Annotated in this window: 22 protein-coding genes and 1 riboswitch; of the genes, 9 read left to right on the top strand and 13 right to left on the bottom strand. The window is 39.2% G+C overall.

Annotated elements, in window-relative coordinates; all coding sequences use genetic code 11:
• Nucleotides 1-240 precede the first annotated feature (240 nt).
• The 3 genes from IGL15_RS00805 (at nucleotide 241) to IGL15_RS00795 (ending at nucleotide 3,050) form a co-directional block, all read left to right on the top strand.
• Nucleotides 241-849: a 50S ribosomal protein L25/general stress protein Ctc gene (locus IGL15_RS00805; RefSeq protein ID WP_002299254.1), complete on the top strand. Its 609-nt coding sequence runs from the start codon at nucleotides 241-243 to the stop codon at nucleotides 847-849.
• Between the two features lie 325 nt (nucleotides 850-1,174).
• Nucleotides 1,175-1,498 (top strand): DUF960 domain-containing protein, encoded by a 324-nt coding sequence (locus IGL15_RS00800; protein WP_002289744.1) that lies wholly within the window; start codon nucleotides 1,175-1,177, stop codon nucleotides 1,496-1,498.
• Nucleotides 1,499-1,679: 181 nt separating this feature from the next.
• Nucleotides 1,680-3,050, top strand: coding sequence for an MATE family efflux transporter (locus tag IGL15_RS00795; protein ID WP_002289277.1), 1,371 nt, complete (start codon nucleotides 1,680-1,682; stop codon nucleotides 3,048-3,050).
• A gap of 129 nt (nucleotides 3,051-3,179) precedes the next feature.
• On the opposite strand, the gene IGL15_RS00790 is transcribed toward IGL15_RS00795, so the two are convergent.
• The 5 genes from IGL15_RS00790 to rpsO all read right to left on the bottom strand — a co-directional run bounded on the left by IGL15_RS00790 (nucleotide 3,180) and on the right by rpsO (nucleotide 10,205).
• A complete protein-coding gene (locus tag IGL15_RS00790; protein WP_104765272.1) occupies nucleotides 3,180-4,481 on the bottom strand; it encodes a hemolysin family protein in 1,302 nt (433 codons plus the stop codon).
• Nucleotides 4,482-4,710: 229 nt separating this feature from the next.
• On the bottom strand, nucleotides 4,711-6,702 hold the full coding sequence (locus IGL15_RS00785) for a KUP/HAK/KT family potassium transporter (RefSeq protein WP_002289279.1): 1,992 nt from the start codon (nucleotides 6,700-6,702) through the stop codon (nucleotides 4,711-4,713).
• A gap of 143 nt (nucleotides 6,703-6,845) precedes the next feature.
• Nucleotides 6,846-7,112 (bottom strand): GlsB/YeaQ/YmgE family stress response membrane protein, encoded by a 267-nt coding sequence (locus IGL15_RS00780; protein ID WP_104765273.1) that lies wholly within the window; start codon nucleotides 7,110-7,112, stop codon nucleotides 6,846-6,848.
• Between the two features lie 509 nt (nucleotides 7,113-7,621).
• Entirely contained in the window at nucleotides 7,622-9,748 is a 2,127-nt protein-coding gene (gene pnp, locus IGL15_RS00775) for a polyribonucleotide nucleotidyltransferase (protein WP_002297086.1), read from the bottom strand.
• Between the two features lie 187 nt (nucleotides 9,749-9,935).
• The gene (gene rpsO / locus IGL15_RS00770) at nucleotides 9,936-10,205 is read right to left on the bottom strand and encodes a 30S ribosomal protein S15 (protein ID WP_002289282.1); all 270 of its coding nucleotides are present in this window, start codon (nucleotides 10,203-10,205) and stop codon (nucleotides 9,936-9,938) included.
• Between the two features lie 250 nt (nucleotides 10,206-10,455).
• Between rpsO and def the strand changes: the two genes are divergently transcribed.
• Nucleotides 10,456-11,019 (top strand): peptide deformylase, encoded by a 564-nt coding sequence (gene def, locus IGL15_RS00765; protein WP_002289284.1) that lies wholly within the window; start codon nucleotides 10,456-10,458, stop codon nucleotides 11,017-11,019.
• 252 nt (nucleotides 11,020-11,271) lie between these two features.
• On the opposite strand, the gene IGL15_RS00760 is transcribed toward def, so the two are convergent.
• From IGL15_RS00760 to IGL15_RS00750, 3 genes are read right to left on the bottom strand one after another with little or no spacing between them, the layout of a single operon-like run.
• The gene (locus IGL15_RS00760) at nucleotides 11,272-11,793 is read right to left on the bottom strand and encodes a transcription repressor NadR (RefSeq protein ID WP_002294232.1); all 522 of its coding nucleotides are present in this window, start codon (nucleotides 11,791-11,793) and stop codon (nucleotides 11,272-11,274) included.
• Nucleotides 11,794-11,795: 2 nt separating this feature from the next.
• Nucleotides 11,796-12,638 (bottom strand): chorismate mutase, encoded by an 843-nt coding sequence (locus tag IGL15_RS00755; RefSeq protein ID WP_002294234.1) that lies wholly within the window; start codon nucleotides 12,636-12,638, stop codon nucleotides 11,796-11,798.
• The gene (locus IGL15_RS00750; RefSeq protein WP_002297083.1) at nucleotides 12,631-13,356 is read right to left on the bottom strand and encodes an NAD-dependent protein deacylase; all 726 of its coding nucleotides are present in this window, start codon (nucleotides 13,354-13,356) and stop codon (nucleotides 12,631-12,633) included. The genes IGL15_RS00755 and IGL15_RS00750 overlap by 8 nt, the downstream gene beginning before the upstream one ends.
• Before the next feature lie 175 nt (nucleotides 13,357-13,531).
• Between IGL15_RS00750 and IGL15_RS00745 the strand changes: the two genes are divergently transcribed.
• The 4 genes from IGL15_RS00745 to IGL15_RS00730 all read left to right on the top strand — a co-directional run bounded on the left by IGL15_RS00745 (nucleotide 13,532) and on the right by IGL15_RS00730 (nucleotide 18,258).
• Nucleotides 13,532-13,828 (top strand): hypothetical protein, encoded by a 297-nt coding sequence (locus IGL15_RS00745; RefSeq protein ID WP_002293448.1) that lies wholly within the window; start codon nucleotides 13,532-13,534, stop codon nucleotides 13,826-13,828.
• Nucleotides 13,829-14,083: 255 nt separating this feature from the next.
• Nucleotides 14,084-14,258: riboswitch (Lysine riboswitch) on the top strand.
• A 137-nt stretch (nucleotides 14,259-14,395) separates the two neighbouring features.
• A complete protein-coding gene (locus tag IGL15_RS00740; RefSeq protein ID WP_002297081.1) occupies nucleotides 14,396-15,988 on the top strand; it encodes an ABC transporter permease subunit in 1,593 nt (530 codons plus the stop codon).
• A 12-nt stretch (nucleotides 15,989-16,000) separates the two neighbouring features.
• Nucleotides 16,001-16,741: an amino acid ABC transporter ATP-binding protein gene (locus IGL15_RS00735; protein WP_002294240.1), complete on the top strand. Its 741-nt coding sequence runs from the start codon at nucleotides 16,001-16,003 to the stop codon at nucleotides 16,739-16,741.
• Between the two features lie 167 nt (nucleotides 16,742-16,908).
• Nucleotides 16,909-18,258, top strand: coding sequence for an amino acid permease (locus IGL15_RS00730; RefSeq protein ID WP_002294242.1), 1,350 nt, complete (start codon nucleotides 16,909-16,911; stop codon nucleotides 18,256-18,258).
• A gap of 127 nt (nucleotides 18,259-18,385) precedes the next feature.
• Here the strand turns inward: IGL15_RS00730 and IGL15_RS00725 are convergent, their stop codons facing one another.
• Nucleotides 18,386-18,976: a TMEM175 family protein gene (locus IGL15_RS00725; protein WP_104765153.1), complete on the bottom strand. Its 591-nt coding sequence runs from the start codon at nucleotides 18,974-18,976 to the stop codon at nucleotides 18,386-18,388.
• Nucleotides 18,977-19,122: 146 nt separating this feature from the next.
• On the opposite strand from IGL15_RS00725, the gene brnQ reads away from it, so the two are divergent.
• On the top strand, nucleotides 19,123-20,475 hold the full coding sequence (gene brnQ / locus IGL15_RS00720; RefSeq protein ID WP_002294246.1) for a branched-chain amino acid transport system II carrier protein: 1,353 nt from the start codon (nucleotides 19,123-19,125) through the stop codon (nucleotides 20,473-20,475).
• 799 nt (nucleotides 20,476-21,274) lie between these two features.
• Here brnQ and IGL15_RS00715 read toward each other — a convergent pair.
• The 4 genes from IGL15_RS00715 to ruvB form a co-directional block, all read right to left on the bottom strand.
• The gene (locus IGL15_RS00715) at nucleotides 21,275-21,649 is read right to left on the bottom strand and encodes a hypothetical protein (RefSeq protein ID WP_104765154.1); all 375 of its coding nucleotides are present in this window, start codon (nucleotides 21,647-21,649) and stop codon (nucleotides 21,275-21,277) included.
• Nucleotides 21,650-21,759: 110 nt separating this feature from the next.
• Nucleotides 21,760-22,248, bottom strand: coding sequence for a low molecular weight protein-tyrosine-phosphatase (locus IGL15_RS00710; protein ID WP_104765155.1), 489 nt, complete (start codon nucleotides 22,246-22,248; stop codon nucleotides 21,760-21,762).
• A gap of 51 nt (nucleotides 22,249-22,299) precedes the next feature.
• Nucleotides 22,300-22,878: a TetR/AcrR family transcriptional regulator gene (locus tag IGL15_RS00705; RefSeq protein ID WP_104765156.1), complete on the bottom strand. Its 579-nt coding sequence runs from the start codon at nucleotides 22,876-22,878 to the stop codon at nucleotides 22,300-22,302.
• A 28-nt stretch (nucleotides 22,879-22,906) separates the two neighbouring features.
• Nucleotides 22,907-23,908: a Holliday junction branch migration DNA helicase RuvB gene (gene ruvB / locus IGL15_RS00700; RefSeq protein ID WP_002289812.1), complete on the bottom strand. Its 1,002-nt coding sequence runs from the start codon at nucleotides 23,906-23,908 to the stop codon at nucleotides 22,907-22,909.
• Nucleotides 23,909-23,912: the final 4 nt, after the last annotated feature.

Here is a 23,912-nt window from a genome sequence, read left to right as displayed (position 1 = left end):
AACAGTTCACGTTACGGTTAAATAGTAAAGTGAATTGGATTTCTCATACACAGCGTAATGACCTGGTGGAGAAAAGTTGAATCCTGACTTTCTAAGGGGAGATGCGCGCATCTCTCCTTTTGCGCTTTTTTAAGCGCCCTGCCTTCGATGATGTGCACGAGATTAGCCTTTAGAATTCACTTAAATAAAATCTGTCCGTTACCAAAGCAGACAGTCACATTTTAAGGAGGAATTTTGGTTATGTCAGTATCATTAGAAGTAAGTAAAAGAGAAGTACGTCCCCGTTCATTAAGAAACAAACTTCGTCACGAAGGGAAAGTTCCAGCTGTTGTTTATGGGTATAAAGTAGAAAGTACCCCTATCTCATTCGATGGTTTGACACTAAGCAAATTGTTGCGTGAACATGGAGCGAACACAGTCATCACGATGGACATCGATGGACAAAAAGTCAATACATTGGTTCACAAGATCCAAACGAACACTTTTACCAATCATTTCGAACATGCAGAATTTCTATCTGTAAACATGTCGGAAGAAACAGAAGTCGAAACAGAAGTCGTTCTTGTTGGCGAATCAGTGGGTGCTAAATCTGGTGGAGTGTTAGCTCAAAACTTGTATACAGTAGTCGTATCTGCTACACCAGACAAATTGCCTGAACGAATTGAAGTTGACGTGACAAACTTGGAATTAGGTGATTCTATTACAGTAGCCGATCTTCCAAAAAACGATGATTACAAATTCGTGACCGACAGTGAAGAGCAAATCGCTGCTGTAGTCGCTCAAAGTGAAGAAGAAGAAAGCACAGGTGAAGGTGGCGAACCAGAAGTGATCGGTTCAACAGAAGAATAATACTGAAACAATCAGGTGGTGTTAGAAGCGGCGGGTCAGCAGCTTTTAACACGCCTTTTTTTCTTTCTAATCGTTTATTTTCATATGAGGCTTCCACTTTTACAAATAGCTTTGCAAACGAAAAATCCTAATTTACCAAGCTTTTCCTCGCATACTTTTATCGTACCTTTATAAAAATTTATACTTTGAAAAAAAGTATTCAATTATTGTTGCATTTTTCCTGATTCTTTATTAGAATGAACCCTCGTTAAAGTAAGTATTTCTAGTTTATCCTATGATTAATTATAAAAATAAAACATTCGTTGATTCGAAGGAGGTTAACCAGATGTTTGAAAGTTTTGATAGCAGCCGCAACCGTTACGCTTCAGTTGGTGTAGTATCAAGTTTGCCAGATGAATTGATTGACAGTATATGGTTTATTATTGACCTAGATCTTAAGGGAGTCATTCCATTAGAAAATATATTAACCTTTGATTTGATCGAAAATCGTGGAAAAGTGACGATGCATTTTTCTCAAGCAGGAAGCAATGTGGAAATGGATATTGATTTGCCGTTTGCCTATTCGAACCAATTCCCTGCTCAAGTATACGCCTATGATGACGGTACGAGAGAAACGATCCTTTTACCAAGTGAGATTAGACAATATTAAGGTGATAGATAAACGTGGATGTCCCTTATTTTACAGACCAGGCCAAGTTGTTGATTCTTTGACTCAATTCTTGGCTTCTTTTTATGGAGTTTCATAAATTATCATTGATTTCTAATTGGTATTCTCAGGATAAACGCTATATACTACTAACTAAATTTTAAAGATATAAGGAGTTTAAAAGATGCGCGATTTAACAAAAGGAAGCCCCGCTAAACTGATTTTGATGTTCACTGTTCCTTTACTGATCGGAAATGTTTTTCAGCAGTTCTACAATATGATCGATATGATCATCGTGGGTCAGACACTAGGTAAAAATGCGCTGGCAGCGGTTGGTGCAACTGGAAGCCTGACATTTTTGATCATTGGCTTTGCCCAAGGTTTAACAGCTGGTTTAGCCATTATTACCGCACAACGTTACGGTGCAAAAGATTATCGGGGTCTGAAGAAAAGTTTTGCTGCTAGTGTTGTCATTAGTCTTGTCGTCACTGTGATTTTAACTGTCCTAAGTCTCCTGTTTATTCGTCCGATGCTTCAATTGATGCAAACTCCTCCTGAAATACTTGATCAAGCACAAACATTTATTTCAATTATTTTATTAGGGATCTTTGCATCAGTCAGTTTCAATTTGCTTTCTAATGTCATTCGCGCACTTGGTGACAGCCGCACACCACTATTCTTTCTGATCATTGCGGTCATCATCAACGTCGTACTTGATTTGATCTTTATTATCTATTTTGGCATGGGTGTGGAAGGTGCAGCTATTGCTACAGTAATCGCACAAGTTTCTTCCAGCGTACTGTGTCTAGTGTATATCAAGAAAAAAATGCCTTTGTTACAGTTACGCAAAAAAGATTTCAAATTTGAAAAAGAAGAGTTTGCTGTACACCTAAATGCTGCTTTGCCAATGGCGTTTCAATCTTCGATCATCGCTGTTGGTGCTATCGTGTTACAAGCAGCACTAAATAGTCTAGGGACAGATGTCGTAGCTGCTCAAGCCGCTGCTGGTCGTATCGACCAATTTGCAAATCAGCCGATGATGTCATTTGGTATTGCAATGGCAACTTTCACTGCACAAAACTATGGTGCGAAAGAATATGGCCGAATCTTGCAAGGGGTACGTCAAACTTTATTGATGAGTGTCGGATTTAGTCTCTTAGCAGGTGCTATCGTCATTTTCTTCGGTCATTTCTTTGTTCAATTGTTTGTTAGCCCATCAGAAACACGTGTATTTGAATTAGCACAAACCTACTTCAATATCAATGGGTCTCTTTACTGGATCTTAGCAGTCCTGTTCATTTTACGCTACACACTTCAAGGGCTTGGACAAAGCAAGATCCCTACGATCGCCGGTATGATGGAATTGCTTATGCGTTCTTTTGCAGCTATCGTTCTTACAGGAATGTGGGGATACCCAGGAGCAGCAGCAGCTTCTCCTTTAGCTTGGATCGGTTCTGTTGCCGTGTTGCTTTACTCTTATATGCGTTCGATGAAACAATTGAAACACATGGGTGAAGAGGAACATTTCACATTAGAACATGCAGAAGCAAGATAGCCTTGATTAAAAGAAATCGTTGCGGCTAAAAATGAAAACTTTTATTGAAAATATCTTCTTCGTTTACCGAAAACAGGTTTTTTAGATAATAAAAAGGCTGTGACAAAAAATGTCACAGCCTTTTTTCTTTTATTCTGTTTTTCTTTCCGTGGACTCTACTTTGAAATAATCGATATGTGCATGCTGGTATTCTAATACCGTGAAACGAAATGATGCAATCTCAATGATTGTTCCTGCTTTTATTTCTTTATATCGGCTAGAAGCAAAGCCCGCAAGTGTAGTAAAATTCGTTTCTTCAAACTCTGGAATCTCTACATGAAAATAACGCTGGAAATCATCTAATGTTAGTTTGCCGGAGATGATATAAGAGCCATCTGACTGTTCCGCTATCAATGCTTCGTCCAAATCTGTCTCATCTCGGATTTCCCCGACAATTTCTTCTAAAATATCTTCAATCGTCACTAAACCGCTTGTTCCTCCGTATTCATCTTTTAAGATAGCAATATGCTTTCCCTTTTTTCGCATGATCGTCAATAATTTTTTTATAGGGATCGTTTCAGTTGTTACGATCGGCTCTTCAATCAAATGTTCTACTGTCAGCTGGTCATCTTTATAAGATTGCTTGATCAAATCTGGCAAGGTGACATAACCTAAAACATTGTCTTTTGATTCTAAGATAACCGGATAGCGAGTATGTCCTTGTTCAATCGAAGCTCTTATCGCTTCTTTGACGGTTTCTGAAGCTTCGAATACTTGCATGGACGTACGGTCTACTTGTATATCTTTTGCCAAGGTATCATCAAATTCAAACACGTTTTCCAAATAATGATATTCTTCTTTGGTCAACTCTCCTTTTTCATAAGAATTCAATGCGACTAATGTCAGCTCTTCTTGAGACAATGTCTCTTCTCCTTCAGATACGAGACGCACACCTAATAGCTTCCCTAGCCCTGCAGCTGAATGATTCAATACCCAAATAAAAGGAAACATTACTTTATAAAAATAATGAAGTGGTTTAACTACGAACAAGACGACCTTCTCCGTATTGACGATACTATAGCTCTTAGGAAGCAGTTCGCCAATAACCACATCGATATACGTAACTAAAATAAATCCCAGCGCCACAGAGATTGTACTGCTAATAGCCGAACTAAAAGGTAGTTTACCGATCACTGGTTCTAGTAAAGCCGCGACAGATCCTTCACCGACCCACCCGATGATCAAACCGGTTAGCGTAATTCCTAATTGACTAGCTGATAAATAGTTATCTAAATGGTGTGTAACATGAAGAGCTAGCTTGGCGTTCTTTACATTTTCCTTTTCTAGTTGTTCCAATCTTGATCGTCTGATTTTCACTAAAGCAAATTCACTTGCTACAAAAAATGAAGTAATTGCAATCATCAAAAATAAAATAATGAAATTGATAACCATATTCTCCCGCCTTTCTCTTTTTCTATTGTACCCTTTTTCTACAAAAAGATTGAAAATAATGCGTATTCATATTTAGGAATAAAAAAGGAGATGCGGCATTTTTCAGCCACATCTCCTTATCACTTCAAAATCATTGCGTTACTTGTTGCTAAACAGCTTTTTCATGACCTCTGATAAACGGTGTTCAAGTAGCTGACATTCGACATTAGTTCAGGTCAAAGCGCTACTTTCACAACCGCTCTTTCAACCATGTTTTCCGAGTATTTCCAATGATAAGCGGAACAGTTTCATGTTTTACTTCGCTGTACTCTAGCCCAAACCATGTTTCTGGCGAGGTAGCGATTTTTTTGATTGCCAGTTTGGCCTGCATGATTTGACGTTGCCATTTTCCTAGAGTTGTCACATTGGAAACTACTTCATCAATCAGGACAAATTGGAAATCGCCAACTTCTCGCCCTGGTGTCAGAGAGTATCTTTGTGGCTGTTTTGGCAAACGGCCTTGTTTCATCAAATCATGGATGACTTGGCGAACATATACGTTGATTTCCTGTTGGACCCTGAAACCTAAGAACAGATTCACTTGGACAATAAAATCAGTGTCCATCATATCTACTTGATATTCTTTCGTATATGGCTCATCCGTCACTTCCACATGAACAAACCAATAGACTCGTGCTCTTTTAGGCCGTTTATCTAAAATCGAATAGATGAACTGTCGGCCAACTTTATCTTCAGCCATATCAGGAACCAAGAAGACCACATTTGTCTGATAGATTGGTAAAGAAGTATCATCACGTAATTCTCTAAGCTGCGGGATATAATCTCTCAAAGACACATCCTCGGTTGACGATTCGCGAATAATGTTCCCTTGTTCCCAAATAAACATCACGACTAAGATGATCAAACCAATCAGAACGGCTACAAAACCGCCTCGGAAGAATTTGACAACACTTGAGATAAAGAAAACGACTTCTATCGCACCGAAGAAAAAGGTAACTAAATATGCAAGCCAACGAGAATGCCCATTTTGGATAAGATAAAAGTAAAGCAGTGCTGTTGTCATCAACATCGTCACAGTGATCGATAGACCGTAAGCAGCTTCCATATGATGAGACGTTCGGAATGTGACAACCACTAGAGAACAGGCGATCCATAAAATCAGATTGACTGCTGGGATATACATTTGCCCGATACTGTTCCCAGGATACATGATCTTTAACCGAGGCAGCAGTTTCAACTTGATTGCTTCTGAAACTAGCGTAAACGAACCTGTAATCAATGCTTGCGAAGCAATGACTGCAGCGACTGTTGCAAAAGCAACACCGATCACGATCCAACTTTGAGGCATCATTTGGAAGAATGGATTCAGGTTCTTGATTTGCTGTGCTTCAGGGTTTTGATAAACATTCAACAACCACGCAGCCTGCCCAAAATAATTGATAACCAAACAAATTTTGACGTAAGGCCAGCTCAGACGAATATTTCGTTTGCCGACATGTCCAAGATCGGAATAAAGCGCCTCTGCACCTGTCGTAGCCAGGAAAATATTTCCAAGAATGAACAAGCCTAATTTGTTATCTGCACTAAAAAGCAGCTGGATAGCATAATAAGGATTCAGTGCACGGATAACTGTCCAGTCTTGACTGAAGTTCATTAATCCCATTACGCCTAAAAAAGTAAACCAAGCGAACATGATTGGTCCGAATGCTTTTCCGACAATATCTGTACCAAAGCGTTGGACCATGAATAAAACAAAAATAATAACTAAAGTGATAATGACGATCACGTTCTGGTTATTACCGAACCGGTCAAAAAACTGCGGAATTCCTCGCAAGCCTTCAATCGCAGTCGTTACCGTCACAGCAGGGGTCAATACCCCATCTGCTAGTAAGGCAGCTCCTCCGATCATTGCAGGAATGATCAAATATTTCCCACCTTTTCGGACAAGTGTGTAGAGTGAGAAAATTCCACCTTCACCATGGTTATCTGCATTCAATGCAATCACGACATATTTGATTGTTGTCAGTAGAGTCAATGTCCAAAAAATCAATGAGACTGATCCGATAACAAAATCAGGATTGATTCCTGACAATCCGCCATTATCTTCAACAATCGATTTCATAACGTAAAGCGGACTTGTCCCGATGTCTCCGTAGACGACTCCCATCGCTACAAGCAGGCCAGCCATTGATATCTTTTTGGTATTGTGCGTTGTTGCCACGTTTTTCCCTCATTTCTTGTTATATGGATATCCTTTAGGTAAGCTTGAATGATAGATGATATTCTTATCCATGACACCCGCTTTCCTAAATTGCTTCTAATTATCCAAGTAACACACTGAAGTGTCAACTTATTTGAATAAAATTATTCTTTCTTTGGACGTTCTCTGATACGTCTTGCCACAAATGAATAAAGAGCAAGGCAAAAAATTGCACCCAATAATGCTGGTATCAAATAAAAACCGCCGAGTTCCGGTCCCAGTGGTCCTAGTAAAAATTCGCCGAGCCAACTACCTAAAAAACCGATAATGATATTTCCAGATACGCCTCCCGGGACTTTCTTTCCTAAAATTGCGCCAGCTATCAAACCTAATATACCGCCGATAAATAACGACCATAAAAAATTCAGCATCTCCTTTCCCTCCTTTATCCATATTTCTCACTTTTATTTTACGCTTTATTCAGAAGGACTCCAAAAATATGCGCCAAGAAACTCCAGAAAAAAAGAAGTTGTGACAAAAGTGTTCAGCTTATTTCCGTAGAAGCTGCTTCTGGAACACCGTGAATCAGAGGTTGTGAAATCAGCGGTTTGACCTGAGTATTAGAGAAACAAACGGAAAAATAGTTCCTCATATTTTGCCGTTTTTTGATCTAATATCGAGGGACAGCTGATTGAACACCGTTTATTGGAGAGGTTGTAAAAAAGCTGTTCTGCATCAAGTAATAAGAACAGCTAAGTAAAAACAGCTCCTAATGTTTTTAACTTGGCTGGACTTATTACCGCAGATGCAAGCTTTTGAACGCCGTTTATTCGAAAAAAAAGGACTGTGACACGGCTTTTGTCACAGTCCCCTTTTTTCGAATAATTATTGTTCCCCTGTCACCTTCACGATCACAAGTACATTATTCCTATGAATTAAATTATTTTTCTTCATTTTTCGTTGAACCATCTTCGTTCAACATTGCTTTTCTTGACAGATTTACGCGTCCTTGTTTATCGATTTCAGTTACTTTCACAAGGATCTCATCACCTAGTTTAACAACATCTTCGACTTTATTGACACGATCGTTTGCTAATTGGGAAATATGGACAAGTCCATCTTTTCCTTTGATCAAGTTGACGAATGCACCGAATTTTTCGATACGGACAACTTTCCCTAGATAAACTTCACCAACTTTGACTTCTTTGGTCAAATCTTCGATGATCTTGATAGCTTTTTTGATCATTTCTGCATCAGCTGAAGCAATGCTTACTTTTCCATCTTGATCGATATCGATTTTCACACCAGTTTCATCGATGATTCCGTTGATCGTATCGCCGCCTTTACCGATAACATCTTTGATTTTAGCAGGTTCGATCTGGATCATTTCGATTTTTGGTGCATATTGGCTTAATTCTTCACGTGGAGCAGCAATCGTTGAAGTCAATTCTTCTAAGATTTCCATACGTGCTTGTTTTGCTTGAGTTAATGCTTCAGTTAGGATTTGTTCTGTGATTCCTTGAATCTTGATATCCATCTGTAAAGCAGTGATACCATCTTTTGTACCGGCAACTTTAAAGTCCATATCGCCAAGATGATCTTCCAGCCCTTGGATATCAGTTAGGATCGTATAGTTTTCACCATCAGAAACAAGTCCCATCGCAATACCGGCGACTGGCGCTTTGATTGGTACACCTGCATCCATCAATGCTAATGTGCCAGCACAGATACTTGCTTGGGAAGAAGAACCATTTGATTCCAATACTTCTGCTACTAAACGGATCGTATAAGGAAATTCTTCTTCTGAAGGGATTACTTGTGCTAACGCACGTTCACCTAATGCGCCATGTCCGATTTCCCGACGCCCTGGAGAGCCTGCACGTCCTGTAGAACCAACAGAAAATTGAGGGAAATTGTAGTGGTGGATGAATCGTTTGCTGACTTCCACCCCTAAACCATCAATGATTTGGTGCTCTCCTAGAGGTGCGAGTGTACAAGCTGATAAAGCTTGTGTTTGTCCTCGTGTGAACAAACCTGATCCATGTACACGTGGCAATAAGCTGACCTCTGATGACAATGGACGGATTTCATCCAATTTACGCCCGTCAGGACGGATCTTATCGATGGTGATCAATTCACGTACGACATCTTTTTCAAGATCTTCTGTGATTTGTTTAACTTCTTTCAACAAGTGATCTTCATCTTCATGACCTGCAAATTTCTCAGCATAAGCTTCGCGGATATCGATCTTCACCTGCTCGATATTATCTTCGCGAGCAAGTTTTTCTTCAGTCATTACTGCTGCTTTCATTGTAGCGTAAGAAGCATCAAAGATTTCTTTTTTCAATACTTCATCAACTTGCAGTAAAGTCACTTCCATTTTTTCTTTCCCTACTGCTTGAACGATTTCTTCTTGGAAAGCAACTAACTCTTTGATAGCGTCAAAACCAAACAGCAATGCACCAAGCATGTCTTCTTCTGAAACTTCTTTCGCGCCGCTTTCAACCATATTGATGGCTTGTTTCGTTCCGGCAACAGTCAATTCGATATCTGTTTGTTCTGCTTGTTCTACTGTTGGATTCAAGACGTACTCGCCATTTACACGACCAACTTCTACGCCTGCGATTGGGCCGTCAAATGGGATATCTGAGATTGATAGTGCTAAAGAAGAACCTAGCATTGCTGCCATAGCTGGCGAGCAGTCTGTTTCTACACTCATCACGATGTTCGTTACTTGGACTTCATTACGGAAGCCTTCTGCAAACATCGGGCGAATTGGACGGTCGATCAAACGGGCAGTCAATGTTGCTTCCGTACTTGGACGGCCTTCTCGTTTGATGAAACCTCCAGGGATTTTCCCTGCTGCATACATTTTTTCTTCATAATTGATCGTTAATGGGAAAAAGTCTGTATCTTTTGCTTCTTTAGAGGCCACAGCTGCACTTAAGACTACTGTATCTCCATAACGGACTAAAACGGCTCCGTTTGCTTGTTTTGCTAGCTGACCGACTTCGATTTGTAAGGGACGGCCGCCCCATGTCGTTTTGAATACTTGTTTTTCTGACATAACTTCTCCTTTTCCTTCTCGTGAAAGCAAGACGCTACTAAACAAATGAAAACTGCCGAAAGCCGTCTTTTGAGCAGCTTTCATTTGGTTAGTAGGAGTCCATCTAGCTTGATCACGGAATTTTACTTAATTGATATACGAGTAAAAAAAGTGAGATTCATGTGAATCCCACTCTTTTTGACTAAAATTAACGACGCAAGCCTAAACGTTTGATCAATTCGCGGTAACGTTGAACGTCAGTTTTACGTAAGTAAGCTAACAAGTTACGGCGGTGACCAACTTTTTTCATTAGGCCGCGGTATGAATGATGGTCTTTTTTGTGCACGCGTGCATGTTCATTCAAGTGGTTGATTTCTTCAGTTAATACAGCGATTTGTACTTCTGGAGAACCAGTATCCCCTTCATGGCGAGCGTATTCGTTGATGATTTCATTCTTGCGTTCTTTTGAAATTGCCATTTCTTTCACCTCTTTCGATTATTCCCCTGCGACTGAGTAAAACGTTGGTGATTCGCTTAACCAAGTGGCAGGTCATGTGCCTAGAGCACACAGCTATACTTTACCTGAAACCGGGTTGAAAATCAAGTAGTTAATCATTAAGAAAAGGTAGTTTTCAAACAATCTTACTACTACTTTTCCATTTTTGTGGTAAACTATAATGCGAAAATAGACTTGAAACACAGTCTTTTAAGAAAGGGGTACATATTCCATGATTACAATGGATGATATCATTCGTGAAGGAAATCCGACCTTACGCGAAGTTGCAAAAGAAGTTTCTCTTCCATTAAGCGAAGAAGATATCTCTTTAGGAAAAGAGATGCTTGAGTTCTTAAAAAACAGCCAAGATCCAATCAAAGCTGAAGAACTACACTTACGAGGCGGTGTTGGCTTAGCTGCTCCTCAATTAGATATTTCTAAAAGAATCATTGCTGTTCACGTACCAAGTCCTGACCCAGAGGCAGATGGACCTTCTCTAAGTACTGTTATGTATAATCCTAAAATTTTGAGCCATTCTGTTCAAGATGCTTGTTTAGGGGAAGGTGAAGGCTGTTTATCTGTTGATCGAGAAGTACCAGGATATGTTGTTCGCCATGCCAAAATCACTGTGTCTTATTATGATATGAATGGTGAAAAACACAAGATTCGTTTGAAGAATTATGAATCGATCGTCGTTCAACATGAAATCGACCATATCAACGGTGTGATGTTCTATGACCACATCAACGATCAAAATCCATTTGCACTAAAAGAAGGCGTATTGGTAATCGAGTAGAGAATTGGCAGGTTCCTTCGATACTATGCTACAAGAAAGCTTTATAAAAAAGGGGAGTGCTCAAAAGCTGCACTTCCCTTTTTTATGTTTCTCCACTAATCGAAATTTAGATAGACATCTAGAAATCGCAATTCCAAAAAATTCTGTGTATTGGATACGCATCTTTTCTTATTTTTTCTTATTTCTTCCATATGGGTGTTTATCTCAGAGATGATAGAATAGTTTCTAGGATAAAAAGTAGCAGCTACGATGTTATCCTTCGTAGAGGATTCCTGCTTCAGCTAGTTTTTGTTTGATGTTTTTCAGCATATGCTTTTCTGGGTAGCGGATCGTATGCAGATGGATGCCGCCTGTTAATTCGGATAACAAAGTAGCATTACTTTTTTGATAACGTCTCATAAAGGAATCGATATCTTGTGGCGTTTTGATGTGCAAAGTTCCTGCTAACTCACCGTAAAGGGGATGTTCCACAATTACATCAATGATTTCACCACCATTTTCAACGATTAGTCTCAGTTCCTCTTCTGTTTGATCTTTTCCATGCTGGACAGCGATTTTACTGATGTGCCCAGTATTGGTTTCTTCTGTTTCGAGGATATAACCTCTTGCTGTTGCCACGATACTTTTACCTGCAGCTCGTAGTAAAGCAATATCGCCTACAATGATCTGACGGCTGACTCCAAAAGTTTTCGCAAACTTGCTAGCACTCACTGGTTTTTCTGTATTTGCCAAGGTTTGCATGATTTGTTTTCGCCGTGTCTCTCCTTCGATCACACTTATTCCTCCTTCATTTTGTTTTGGTATTCGCGCGAGTGTTTCATCAAATCAACATACGTGTCTGTTATTGTTTCCTTATATCCCTTATTTTTCAGCAGACTAACAACTTTATCCAATACTTGCTGCTCTCTTTTTGCATCATAAACTGCTTGGTTTTCTTCTTTTTTCACTTGTCCTATTTTAGTTACCGTATCCATTCTTTTTTCTAATAAAGCAACCAACTCTCGATCGATCATATCGATCTTATGACGTAATGTTTCAAGAGACTCTTCTGTTAGTTCTTCCTCTACTGTCTTGATGATACGAGCAGGATTTCCTGCAATCACTACATTGTCGGGAAAAGATTTGGTCACAACCGAACCTGCGCCGACTACTACGTTGTCCCCTAGAGTGACACCCGGCGTGACGATAACTCCTCCGCCTAACCAAACATTATTACCGATTTTAATGGGTTTTGCGTACTCCAGACCGCTGTTACGTTTCACTGGATGTAGTGGATGCGTCGCCGTGTAAAGCTGGACATTCGGAGCGAACATGCAGTTATCACCGATTTCAATCGTGCTGACATCTAAAAATGTACAATTGAAATTTGCATAAAAATTCTCCCCAACAAATATATTATATCCGTAATCAAAATTGATAACTGGCTCCATATAGATTTTTTTCCCTGTACGGCCAAAAGTCTCTTTCAACAATTGGGATCGCAGTTCCGCTGATTCTGCTTGGTTGATGATTTGGCTTTGACTTCTTGCAAACATACGGTCGGCAACCAGCTCAGGATCATTGGCAAAATAAAGCTCGCCTGCAATCATTTTTTCTTTTTCGGTTTTGAATTCAGTCATAATCTGCTCCTAATTCTTGTATTTTTTTGAAAACAACCGCTCCGTCTTCTTGAATAAACGTATAAGGCTCCGCTAAATAAACAGGCGTTTGATTGATTACTAAGATTTTGGCTGACGGCTGGCGAAACTGTACCAGATCACAAAACGGATGAACTTGAAAACTCGTTCCAACAATGACGATCAGCTCTGCTTGGCTGACGGCATAAGCCGCCTGCTCCATGACTCCATCTTGAAACCCTTCACCATATAACACGATGTCTGGGCGTATTTGTCCTCCGCATGCTTGATGTTTGTCGCTGTGAAGATATTCTTTCCAGTCTACCGTTTGTTGACATTTTCGACAATGACATTGATACAGACTCCCATGAAAATTGACGAGTTGCGGGCTTTTAGCCTTTGCGTGCAAACCGTCGATGTTTTGGGAAACAACCCAAACATTTTTTTCTTTCGCTAGATGTGCTATTTCCAAATGAATGATATTGGGTTTTGCTTCAGGATGATAAATCTTTTTGACAAATTGATAGAATTTATCCGGTTCATTCACCATTGCTTGATGACTCAGCAAGTATTCCGGCTGCTCCATCCCGTGGTAGATTCCTGACAAAGATCGATAGTCTGGCACTCCAGAAGGTGTGGATACCCCTGCACCGGTCAAAAATGTAATTTGCTGATAAGCTAATATCTCTTTTGCTGCTTCGTCTACTGTTAATTGTTTCATGTTTTGTCACCTCACTTTCCATTATAGCCCATACTCGAACAAATTTATTGTTGAAAAGTCAGAAAAATGGGTATAAAAAAGTGTTATGGGCATTTGAGCAATTTATCACAATGTTCACTGACAAAAGAATGAAAACGTGTTACAATACTGCTGTATAAAAGTGAGGTGAATCGATATGTTACCATTCTTTATTTATTGGGGCGTTATTCTGGCTTGTATCGCCTGGTTAGCGTTAAGCGTTTATTTCTCTGTTTTTTATCTTGTACGCAAAGAAAATGGAAATCTTTGGGCTTTTGCTTTATTCAACGTGATTGCCGCAATTGTTTTAGCCATTACATTAGCCGTATATCGAACATGGGGCTGGGGAATCACCCAATACTCAAGTTTGATTTATCTAATATTAGCCATTTATGGCGTCGTTGTTCTTTTGCAAGCGATCCTAGGACGTGAGCCAAAGAAAGCGGCAGCTTAAATGATCGAGATGGAACTGGACACAGGAAATTTTCTGTTCTAGTTCTTTTTTTATTGTATTACATACATTTTTGTGTATAATTATACTATCGTTTGCAATGGATAGATGATTCACATTTTGATTGTTTTTTCGGTAAAAGTAAAGATTTCTATATTTATCAGTATTTTTTCAAAAACCAGCAGTTATAGATTGACAAAGCCTCTCGAGTATCGTAAACTTTTTTTGTATAAATAACTGAATACGAGATGCCTCAATCAATGAGGTAGAGGTCGCGAGAATCATTAACCCTGTGGAGTGAAGCAAACATGGAGAAGCAGGAATAGGGAGGATCGCCGAAATGTGCACTTTTTTGCTTGGAGTGTATGTTGGGACGCAAGTTAAGAGCTTGCGGACTGTCTTAGCAGTGATGCTAAGTTGCGCTATGTTTTGTGAGAGGTTTATCACCTTATGGAATTTTAGCGGCCTTTTTATATCTATAAATCGGTCGCTTTTTATTTTTTCAGATAAAGCTTTACCGCATTTCATCTAGACCGCTCGTGTATCATATAATCAGAAAGGGAGAAAAAAATGAAAAAAAATATGGTTTCAGTTGCCGTACTATTTGCTTTTGTCTTCTCACTATTCAGTGTGGGATCTCTGGCAAATGCAGATGAAAAAACACCGAGCGATGAGTTTCGCGTAGGTATGGAGGCTGGGTATGCACCCTTCAACTGGTCTCAACAAACAGATGAGAATAATGCCTTGCCAATTCAAGGCCAAAATAGTTACGCCGGCGGTTATGATGTTCAAATCGCTAAAAAAGTAGCAGATGGTTTAGGGAAAAAATTAGTCATCGTCCAAACGAAATGGGATGGTCTGGCTCCTGCCCTTCAATCAGGCAAGATCGACGCGATCATCGCCGGAATGAGCCCTACTGCTGAACGACGAAAAGAAATTGATTTTACCGATCCTTATTACGAATCACAATTAGTAGTAGTAGTTCAAAAAGATAGCAAATATGCAAAAGCAAAAAGTTTAGCAGATCTTTCTGGAGCAAAGATCACTGCTCAGTTAAATACATTCCACTATACTGTGATCGATCAGATACCAGATGTGCAGAAACAACAAGCAATGGATAATTTCTCAGCAATGAGAACAGCTTTAGCTTCTGGAATGATCGATGGTTATGTCAGCGAACGTCCGGAAGGTGTAACGGCAACTAGTGTGAACAAAGACTTGGAAATGCTTGAATTCAGCGGTGCAGATGGCTTCCAGACAAACCCGGAAGATGTTCAGATTTCTGTTGGTATGCGTAAAGGCGACCCGGATATCCAAAAAGTAAACCAGATTCTTTCTGGCATCTCTAACGATGAACGAACCAAAATTATGGACCAAGCAGTCAAAGATCAGCCTGCTGCAACTGATAGTGAAGAAAAACCTGGCATCATTTCTGATTTCACTACGATTTGGAAACAATACGGCAATATGTTCTTACGAGGTGCTGGACTTACCTTGTTCATCGCATTGATCGGGACAGTTGTCGGTACTACACTTGGATTACTGATTGGTGTCTTCCGTTCGGTACCTGAATCAGGAAATGCACTGACTCGCTTCTTCCAAAAAATCGGAAATGCACTTCTTTCTATCTATGTCGAAGTATTCCGCGGAACACCGATGATGGTACAAGCAATGGTCATCTTCTACGGTCTGGCACTCGCTTTTGGCATTTCATTGAACCGAACGATTGCCGCTTTGTTTATTGTCTCTCTCAATACTGGAGCTTACATGACAGAGATCGTTCGTGGGGGGATTTTTGCAGTAGATGAAGGGCAGTTCGAAGCTGCGCAAGCCATTGGTATGACCCATGGCCAAACGATGAGAAAAGTTGTTATTCCACAAGTTTTACGGAATATCTTGCCAGCAACAGGAAATGAGTTTGTTATCAATATCAAAGATACAGCAGTTTTAAGTGTAATCGGCGTAGCTGATTTGTTCTTCCAAGGAAACTCTGCTTCCGGTGCGAATTTCCAATTCTTCCAAACATTTACGATCGTCGGGATCATCTACTTAGTCATGACCTTTACGATCACCAGAATCCTGCGGGCGGTAGAAAAGAAAATCGATGGTCCTTCAGCTTATACCAAGCTTGAAGAAATCGACAATTCAAATTTGCAGGAATAAGGAGGAAGAATCATGAATGAAAAAATTATTGAAATCAAACATCTAAGAAAAAGCTTCGGTGAAAATGAAGTATTGAAAGATATCAGCGTAACAGTCAATAAAGGTGAAGTTGTGACGATCATCGGTTCTTCCGGTTCTGGTAAATCTACTTTCTTGCGCTGTATCAATTTACTGGAAAAACCAACAGGCGGCGAGATCATTTATAATGGAGAAAATGTATTAGCTCCTAAATATAATTTACCTAAATATCGAACGAATCTAGGTATGGTTTTCCAATCCTTCAACCTGTTCAACAATATGAATGTCTTGGAAAACTGTATGTCTGGTCAAACAACTGTCCTGAAACGAGATAAAGAAACTGCCAAAAAAGTAGCAATCGAAAATCTGGAAAAAGTTGGTATGGATCGTTATATCGAAGCCAAACCAGCACAATTATCTGGTGGACAGAAACAGCGTGTCGCAATTGCTCGGGCATTATCAATGAATCCAGATGTATTGCTATTCGACGAACCTACTTCGGCGTTAGACCCTGAAATGGTTGGCGAAGTGCTTAATACGATCAAAGACTTAGCACATACTGGCTTGACAATGCTTATCGTGACGCATGAGATGGAATTTGCAAAAGATGTATCTGACCGTGTCATTTTTATGGATAAAGGTGTGATTGCAGAAGAAGGTACACCAGAAGATATCTTTGTCCATCCGAAAGAAGAACGTACAAAAGAATTCCTTTCACGTATTTTAAATGCTTAGGATCAATAGCTGATTGGGACAAAGAGCTGCGGTGTTTACCGCAGTTCTTTTTTATGAATTACTCATAAAAGGTAAATTTCTGAAAATTTTGGAATCTTAGTTGTGTTTTTCAGAAAACTCTCTTAATATGGAAGTAATTAAACTTTTTTAGTTAGGATGATTTAAAAATGAATGAAGAGCAAGAACTGCAGCGTGGACTGAAAAATAGACATGTCCAACTGATTTCTATTGGCGGAGCGATTGGAACGGGGTTGTTTTTAGGTTCCGGAAAGTCTATCCAGCTAGCTGGTCCTTCGATATTGCTCGCCTATCTTATTACTGGATGCATCTGTTTTTTCATTATGCGTGCGTTAGGCGAACTTCTGTTATCAAACACCAATAACCATTCTTTTCTGGATTTTGTTGCAGAATATCTTGGCAAAAAAGCGGCTTTCATCACTGGCTGGACGTATTGGTTCTGCTGGGTATCGATTGCAATGGCCGATTTAACAGCCATCGGAATGTATGTACGCTACTGGGCGCCTGGTGTTCCTCAGTGGCTTCCTGAACTGATTGCATTAGGTCTTCTTCTTTGCTTGAATATGGTGGCTGTCTCATTGTTTGGTGAGTTAGAGTTTTGGTTTGCATTGATCAAAGTTGTAGCGATCATTGCCTTTATCCTCGTAGGAGCTTATATGATCCTCACCCACTATACGACAGATATTGGCACAGCCAGTATCACGAATCTATGGTCTCATGGCGGATTCTTTCCAACTGGTGCAAAAGGATTTATCTTAGCTTTCCAAATGGTAACCTTTGCTTTTGCTGGGATAGAATTAGTTGGATTAGTCGCTGGAGAAACAGAAAATCCTGAAAAAGTGTTGCCGGAAGCTATCAATAATATTCCTATCAGGATCATCTTATTTTACTTAGGATCTCTTTTTGTCATTATGGCAATCTATCCATGGAACAGCTTGAATCCAGATAACAGTCCATTTGTAGAAGTATTTTCGGAAATTGGGATCACGATTGCTGCTTCCTTGATCAATTTAGTCGTATTAAGTGCAGCAGCTTCTGCCTGCAACAGTGCAATATATAGTACAGGACGTATGCTTCGTTCTTTAGCGCAAGAAGGCAGTGCCCCTAAAAAATTCAAAAAGTTAACAACACATCATGTGCCAGGGAATGCTTTGACATTTTCTACTATCGTCATTTTCATTTCTGTTATCTTGAATTACGTGATGCCTAGTGAAGTATTCACACTAGTAAGCAGTATTGCCACTACTTGTTTCTTGTTTATCTGGAGTATGCTTGTCTACACGCACATGAAATATCGTAAAAGTATCCTCGGCAAAAAAGCTCATTCATTTAAAATGCCGTTGTACCCATTTAGTAATTATCTGGTATTTCTTTACATGGCCTTTGTGTGTGTCGTCTTGTTCCTAGGAAAAGATACGAGAATCGCTTTATTACTAACACCTGTGTGGTTCTTGCTTCTATTACTAATCTATCATATGAAATATGAACGTAAGAAGTAAGAAAGTAGTTGTGACAGAAGTGGTCAGCTTCGAGAAATAAGAAGGAATTTACGAAAATTGCTTCTTAAATTTTTGTGAAATTTCGGCTTATTTCTTGGAGTTAAAAGCTTCTGTCCCAGCCTCTTTTCTATTTCCCCGGAAACAACCGCTGATAATAGGCATCTGCTTTTTTATAGGAAAAAATCCAAATACCAGATACAAAAAAACGTCCGAATAACCCGATCAACGGTACAAAAAAGACACCGGCAATCAAGCATAAGTTAATCATCATGGAGATAAGACTTCGACGGTCCTTTGACAAAACTCTCACGACATTGGAATCTGGTTTATTTGCTTTCATGATTTGCCTCATCAAGATACCAAAAGAAAAACTCCACATCGTGTATACTAAGACATAAGCCATCTCAGGCCAAAAAGCTTCAGGGTTACGCCCGACCCAACTAGTAACAGAAGGACATAAAGTCAGCCAAAAGAGCAAAAAGATATTCGACCAGACCACTCGGTAATTAATTCGTTCTGCCATCTGAAATATACGATGATGGTTCACCCAGATCACCGCAACAAATATAAAGCTGATGGTATAAGCTAATAATGTATTTCGGATGACCCATAAAGAATGAAAGCTAGATGTATTAGGGATCTTGATCTCTAATACAAGAACTCTCAAAACAATGGCTACCACTCCATCAGTAAATGCTTCTAATCTCGACTTTGTCACGATGATTCCTCCTCAGATGATTCAGCGCTTTTATTTTATCACTTACGTTATTAAATAACCATCGTTTTATATAGGAAATTTTCTGAAAATTGTTGCATATTTTTCGAAATTTTGTTACTTTTAAAAAAACCGTAAAGGAGTTATGTATGACAAAAAAATTATCATTTAAAGACTATCTTTTTATAGGCTCCATGCTTTTCGGTCTATTTTTTGGTGCTGGAAATCTTATCTTTCCCGTTCATTTGGGTCAAGAAGCAGGCGCTGCTACCTTTTGGGCGAATCTAGGTTTCTTGGTTACCGGTATCGGTCTTCCCTTCTTAGGGGTGATTGCCATTGGTGTATCGAAAAGCTCAGGTGTATATGAATTAGCAAAACGGATAAATCAAACATATGCGATGGTTTTTACCATCTTGCTTTACTTAGTTATCGGACCGTTTTTTGCTTTACCTCGCCTTGCAACCACATCTTTCGAGATTGGTTTAGCACCATTTATCGATCCTAGCAGACAGACGCTATATCTAGCAATTTTCAGTATTGTATTTTTTGTGCTGGCTTGGTGGTTTTCAAGAAAACCGACAAAGATATTAGATTATGTTGGAAAGTTCCTGAATCCTGCATTTTTGGTTTTATTAGGTGCTTTGCTTCTCCTTGCTTTTTTGAATCCACTAGGTTCTGTAAATCAAGCGCCTATTCAGCCAAATTATCAAGAGCATGCTTTTTTCACAGGGTTTACTCAAGGATATAACACATTAGATGCGCTTGCTGCTTTAGCATTTGGGATCATCATTGTCACAACAATCCAAAACATGGGTGTAACAAAACCTGCTGAAATCGCTAAAGACACGATCAAATCTGGTGCGATCAGCATTATATTGATGGGAATCATTTATACTTTGCTCGCTTATTTAGGTGCTATGAGCTTAGGTAGCTTTGCTCTAAGTGAAAATGGCGGGATCACGCTGGCTCAGATTGCTGATCATTATTTAGGTACTTATGGCAGTATCTTATTAGCATTTATCGTTATATTAGCTTGCTTGAAGACCGGTATTGGTTTGATTACAGCTTTTGCAGAAACATTCACAGATTTGTTTCCGCAAAGAAATTACGCATTCTTTGTTGCACTTGCTAGTATCCTTCCTTGTTTAGCGGCAAACGTAGGCTTGACGAATATCATTCAATTTTCGTTGCCTGTTTTGATGTTCATCTATCCATTAGCAATGACACTGATTTTACTAGTGTTAGTTGGTCCTTTGTTTAAGCAGCGTACGGCTGTTTATCGAATGACTACTTATTTTACATTGATTGCTTCGATTTTTGATGGGTTGAACGCTTGCCCAGAAACTATCAAACAAACACCTATTGTTCAAAATCTTTTATATGTTGCGGAAAGCTACTTGCCGTTTTTCAAATTGGGGATGGGGTGGATCGTACCAGCAGTTATCGGTTTTGTTATCGGACTGATTTGGAGTTTCGCTAAGAAAGAAGAAGTAGCAGATTGATAAAAGAGGTTGTGAAAGAGACGTTCAGCCTTATTGCCGATAGGCTGTCTCTTGAACACTGTTTATTGAGAGGTCGTGAAAAAGCCGCTCAGTTTCGAGTATTAAGAAATATTTTTTGAAAATGGCTTCTCACATTTTTGCATAAATTTGACTTAATACCGAGAAACTGACTTTTGAACACCGTTTATTGAGAGGTCGTGAAAAAGCCGCTTAGTTTCGAGTATTAAGAAATATTTTGTGAAAATGGCTTCTCACATTTTTGCATAAATTTGACTTAATACCGAGAAACTGGCTTTTGAACACCGTTTATTGAGCGTCTATAAACTGACCTGAGTATTAGAGAAACAAAACGGCAAAGTAGCTCCATATACTTTGCCGTTTTGTTTTGAACTAATACCGAAGAGAAGCTGATCAAACAATATTTCTTTTATAATATAGATTTTAGACATATATATGATATAAAAATAGTTTTCGCAAAAAAACTTAACAACTTTCGAAAACTTTCGTCACAAAATATTCACAACTAGTGACTATTATATAAGCATACCAACAAACAACCCTAACAACACTTTTTCATTTTTAACTCCTTATCCTGCTAGCTCCCCGGCTAGCAGGACCTTTTTTTATCAAAAAAACTTGTACCATCCAATCGATTCAACTAATCAACCCAATGCTGTCATGCTGTGATACTCATCCTAAAACGTTCCGTTTTACTGATATCAGCTTAAAGCATTCGGTTATTTTTGATTAGTAATGATTGATGGTACAAGCTCATACGTGCTTTTCTATCTGGTATAAATTATTTTGATAACCGTTCCTGTTCCCCTGCTGGTGAAAGGATTGTTATTTTTTCAATTTGTTCTACGGGAACCATGCGGATCTGCTGCTCTTCGTTTTGTAGGCGGATCATTACTCGGTCTTTTTCGACCGTTTTTGTCGCCACCCAACCTGAGATTGTTTCATACTTGCTACTCAAACGATTCGCTCTTACTTGTAAGATAACTAAACTATGTTCAGTAGCAGCTTTTTGCAGCTCAAGAATAAACTTTCCTTGCAATCGTACATTCTTAGCATGTTCTTCAGTGTCATTTACAAAAGAATCAAAAAGTTGATACGAGGTACGAGTAACTAACTTCGTAAGCTTCTTCATTGGTGATACTGTCTCTTCGTTCATCGAATGCACTCCTCCTTTAGCTAAGAAAGTGTTACTTAATTAATTTTATTTTACCTAACATTTTACAAAAAAACAAGGAAATGCTCTAACATCGCCTTAAAAAGAAAGCGTTAACTTTGCAAATTGTTTGTTATTTTATTTTCGTCAATCCAAATATTCCACCAATGATCCAGGCCTTCTGTGATTAAGTGATATGTCTCATCAAAGTTATTGGTATAGTATGGGTCGGGAACATTTTCTTTTTCTTTTCCAGGAATGCTACTTAAAAACAAATGGATTTTCCCCTGCGCTGAGCGTGGTGCTCTTCGTTTCAGTTCTTCTACATTTTCTTGATCCATGCCAATGATCCAATCAAAAGTTTCAAAATCGTGGGGTGTGATTTGCCGAGCAACCATATTCGTCATATCTACTTTTTCTTGGTTTAATATTTTTTTCGTTCCAGGGTGCGGTGTCTTTCCAACTTCATACGTGCTTGTAGCAGCAGAATCCACAAAAAATTCTGCTTCCCTTCCTTCTAATGCTATTCGTTTTCTCAGCAAGCCTTCTGCCATCGGTGAACGGCAAATATTTCCCAAACAAACAAATAAAATTTTTGTCATTTCCCCATCTCCTTTTAGCGATCATTGCTTTTCCAACAAAAAATTTTTCTATTACTGTTCTTCCAACTCTTCTTTTGCATAAAGACGATAAGAATATAATTCCGTATCCTTGGCTAAACGGAAAAGCTGCATAGCGATTTCCATCGGTGTTTCTTCATATTCATTCGTGATCCAATTGACTAATACACCACTGCAACCGTAAGAAAAAAAACGAGCATAAAATAGTTTGTCTCTTGCAGAAAGTTGTCTTTCTTCATCCATTTGTTCAAAAATCTTGATAAATGATTTTTGGATCAGTTGAGAAAACTCTTTTTGTAAAATTTCTGGGTCAGAAAGCACAGTATTTGCATAAAATTCTTTCTTCTCAGCAATTGCTTCCAGCATTTTCAATGCTTGCTCTTCCCAATTATCAAGTGAAAGACATTGTGGATCTAAATAATGCAATGCATCCTCACAATAGACCCAACGAAGCAAATCGTATTTATCTGTAAAATGATAATAAAATGTTTGTCGATTGATTTTTGCTTCATTTGCGATTTTTTGGACGCTGATTTTTCGAAAAGATTGCGTTTGGCACAAATCAATCAATACGTTTTTGATCAATTGTTTCGTACGTGTTGTATCACTCATTCATTTTCCTCCAATCTAAAAGCAAAAATCATATATGATAGTCGTAACCAAAATGTTCATAGGCATAAGCAGTAGCAATTCGCCCTCTAGGTGTACGCTTTAAAAATCCTTTTTGGATCAGATACGGTTCATACATATCTTCTACCGTCTCACGCTCTTCTCCTATGTTTACTGAAAGCGTACTTAACCCTACTGGTCCGCCGCCATATAACTCGATCATTGTTCGCAACAATTTCTGGTCAACATAATCCAATCCAGCCTGATCGACCTGTAGCAAAGTAAGTGCCTGATCCGCTATAGGACGATCGATTTTCCCGTCTCCTTGGACTTGCGCAAAATCACGAACCCGTTTGAGCAAGCGATTAGCAATTCTAGGCGTTCCTCGTGATCGGCGAGCAATTTCCAATGCCCCTTCTTCAATGATCTCTGTTTGAAAAATATCCGAAGAACGTAAAACGATCTCCTGCAGATCCTGTTCGTCATAATATTCCATATGAGAAATGATGCCAAATCGATCTCGTAAAGGTGCAGAAAGCATACCTGCCCGTGTCGTCGCGCCAATCAAAGTAAAGGGAGGAAGAGGGAAATGAACCGGATGTGCGGTTGGCCCTTGTCCTACCATGATATCTACATAGAAATCTTCCATAGCTGAATAAAGCATCTCTTCTACCACTCTAGGTAATCGATGGATCTCATCGATAAATAGGACATCCCCTGCTTCCAGTTCATTCAAGATTGCTACTAAGTCACCCGGACGTTCGATAGCAGGGCCACTCGTCGTACGAATATTTACGGTCATCTCATTAGCAATGACCATGGCCATCGTCGTTTTTCCTAATCCAGGAGGCCCGTACAACAGAACATGATCTAAAGGTTCTTCCCGATTTCTGGCAGCTTCGATGTAAATCTGAAGTTCTTGTTTGACTTTTCTCTGTCCGATATATTGAGAAAGCAGCTGTGGTCGAAGAGATTTTTCCAAACTCAGTTCATTTTCGCCAGATTCTGGTGATAACAAGTATTCATCTGTCATTTGG

This window comes from Enterococcus sp. DIV0436a (assembly GCF_051711605.1).
GTDB classification, from domain to species: domain Bacteria; phylum Bacillota; class Bacilli; order Lactobacillales; family Enterococcaceae; genus Enterococcus_B; species Enterococcus_B faecium.
The sequence above is the reverse complement of the archived record's forward strand: the minus strand, read 5'-3'. Positions and strand labels throughout refer to the sequence as shown.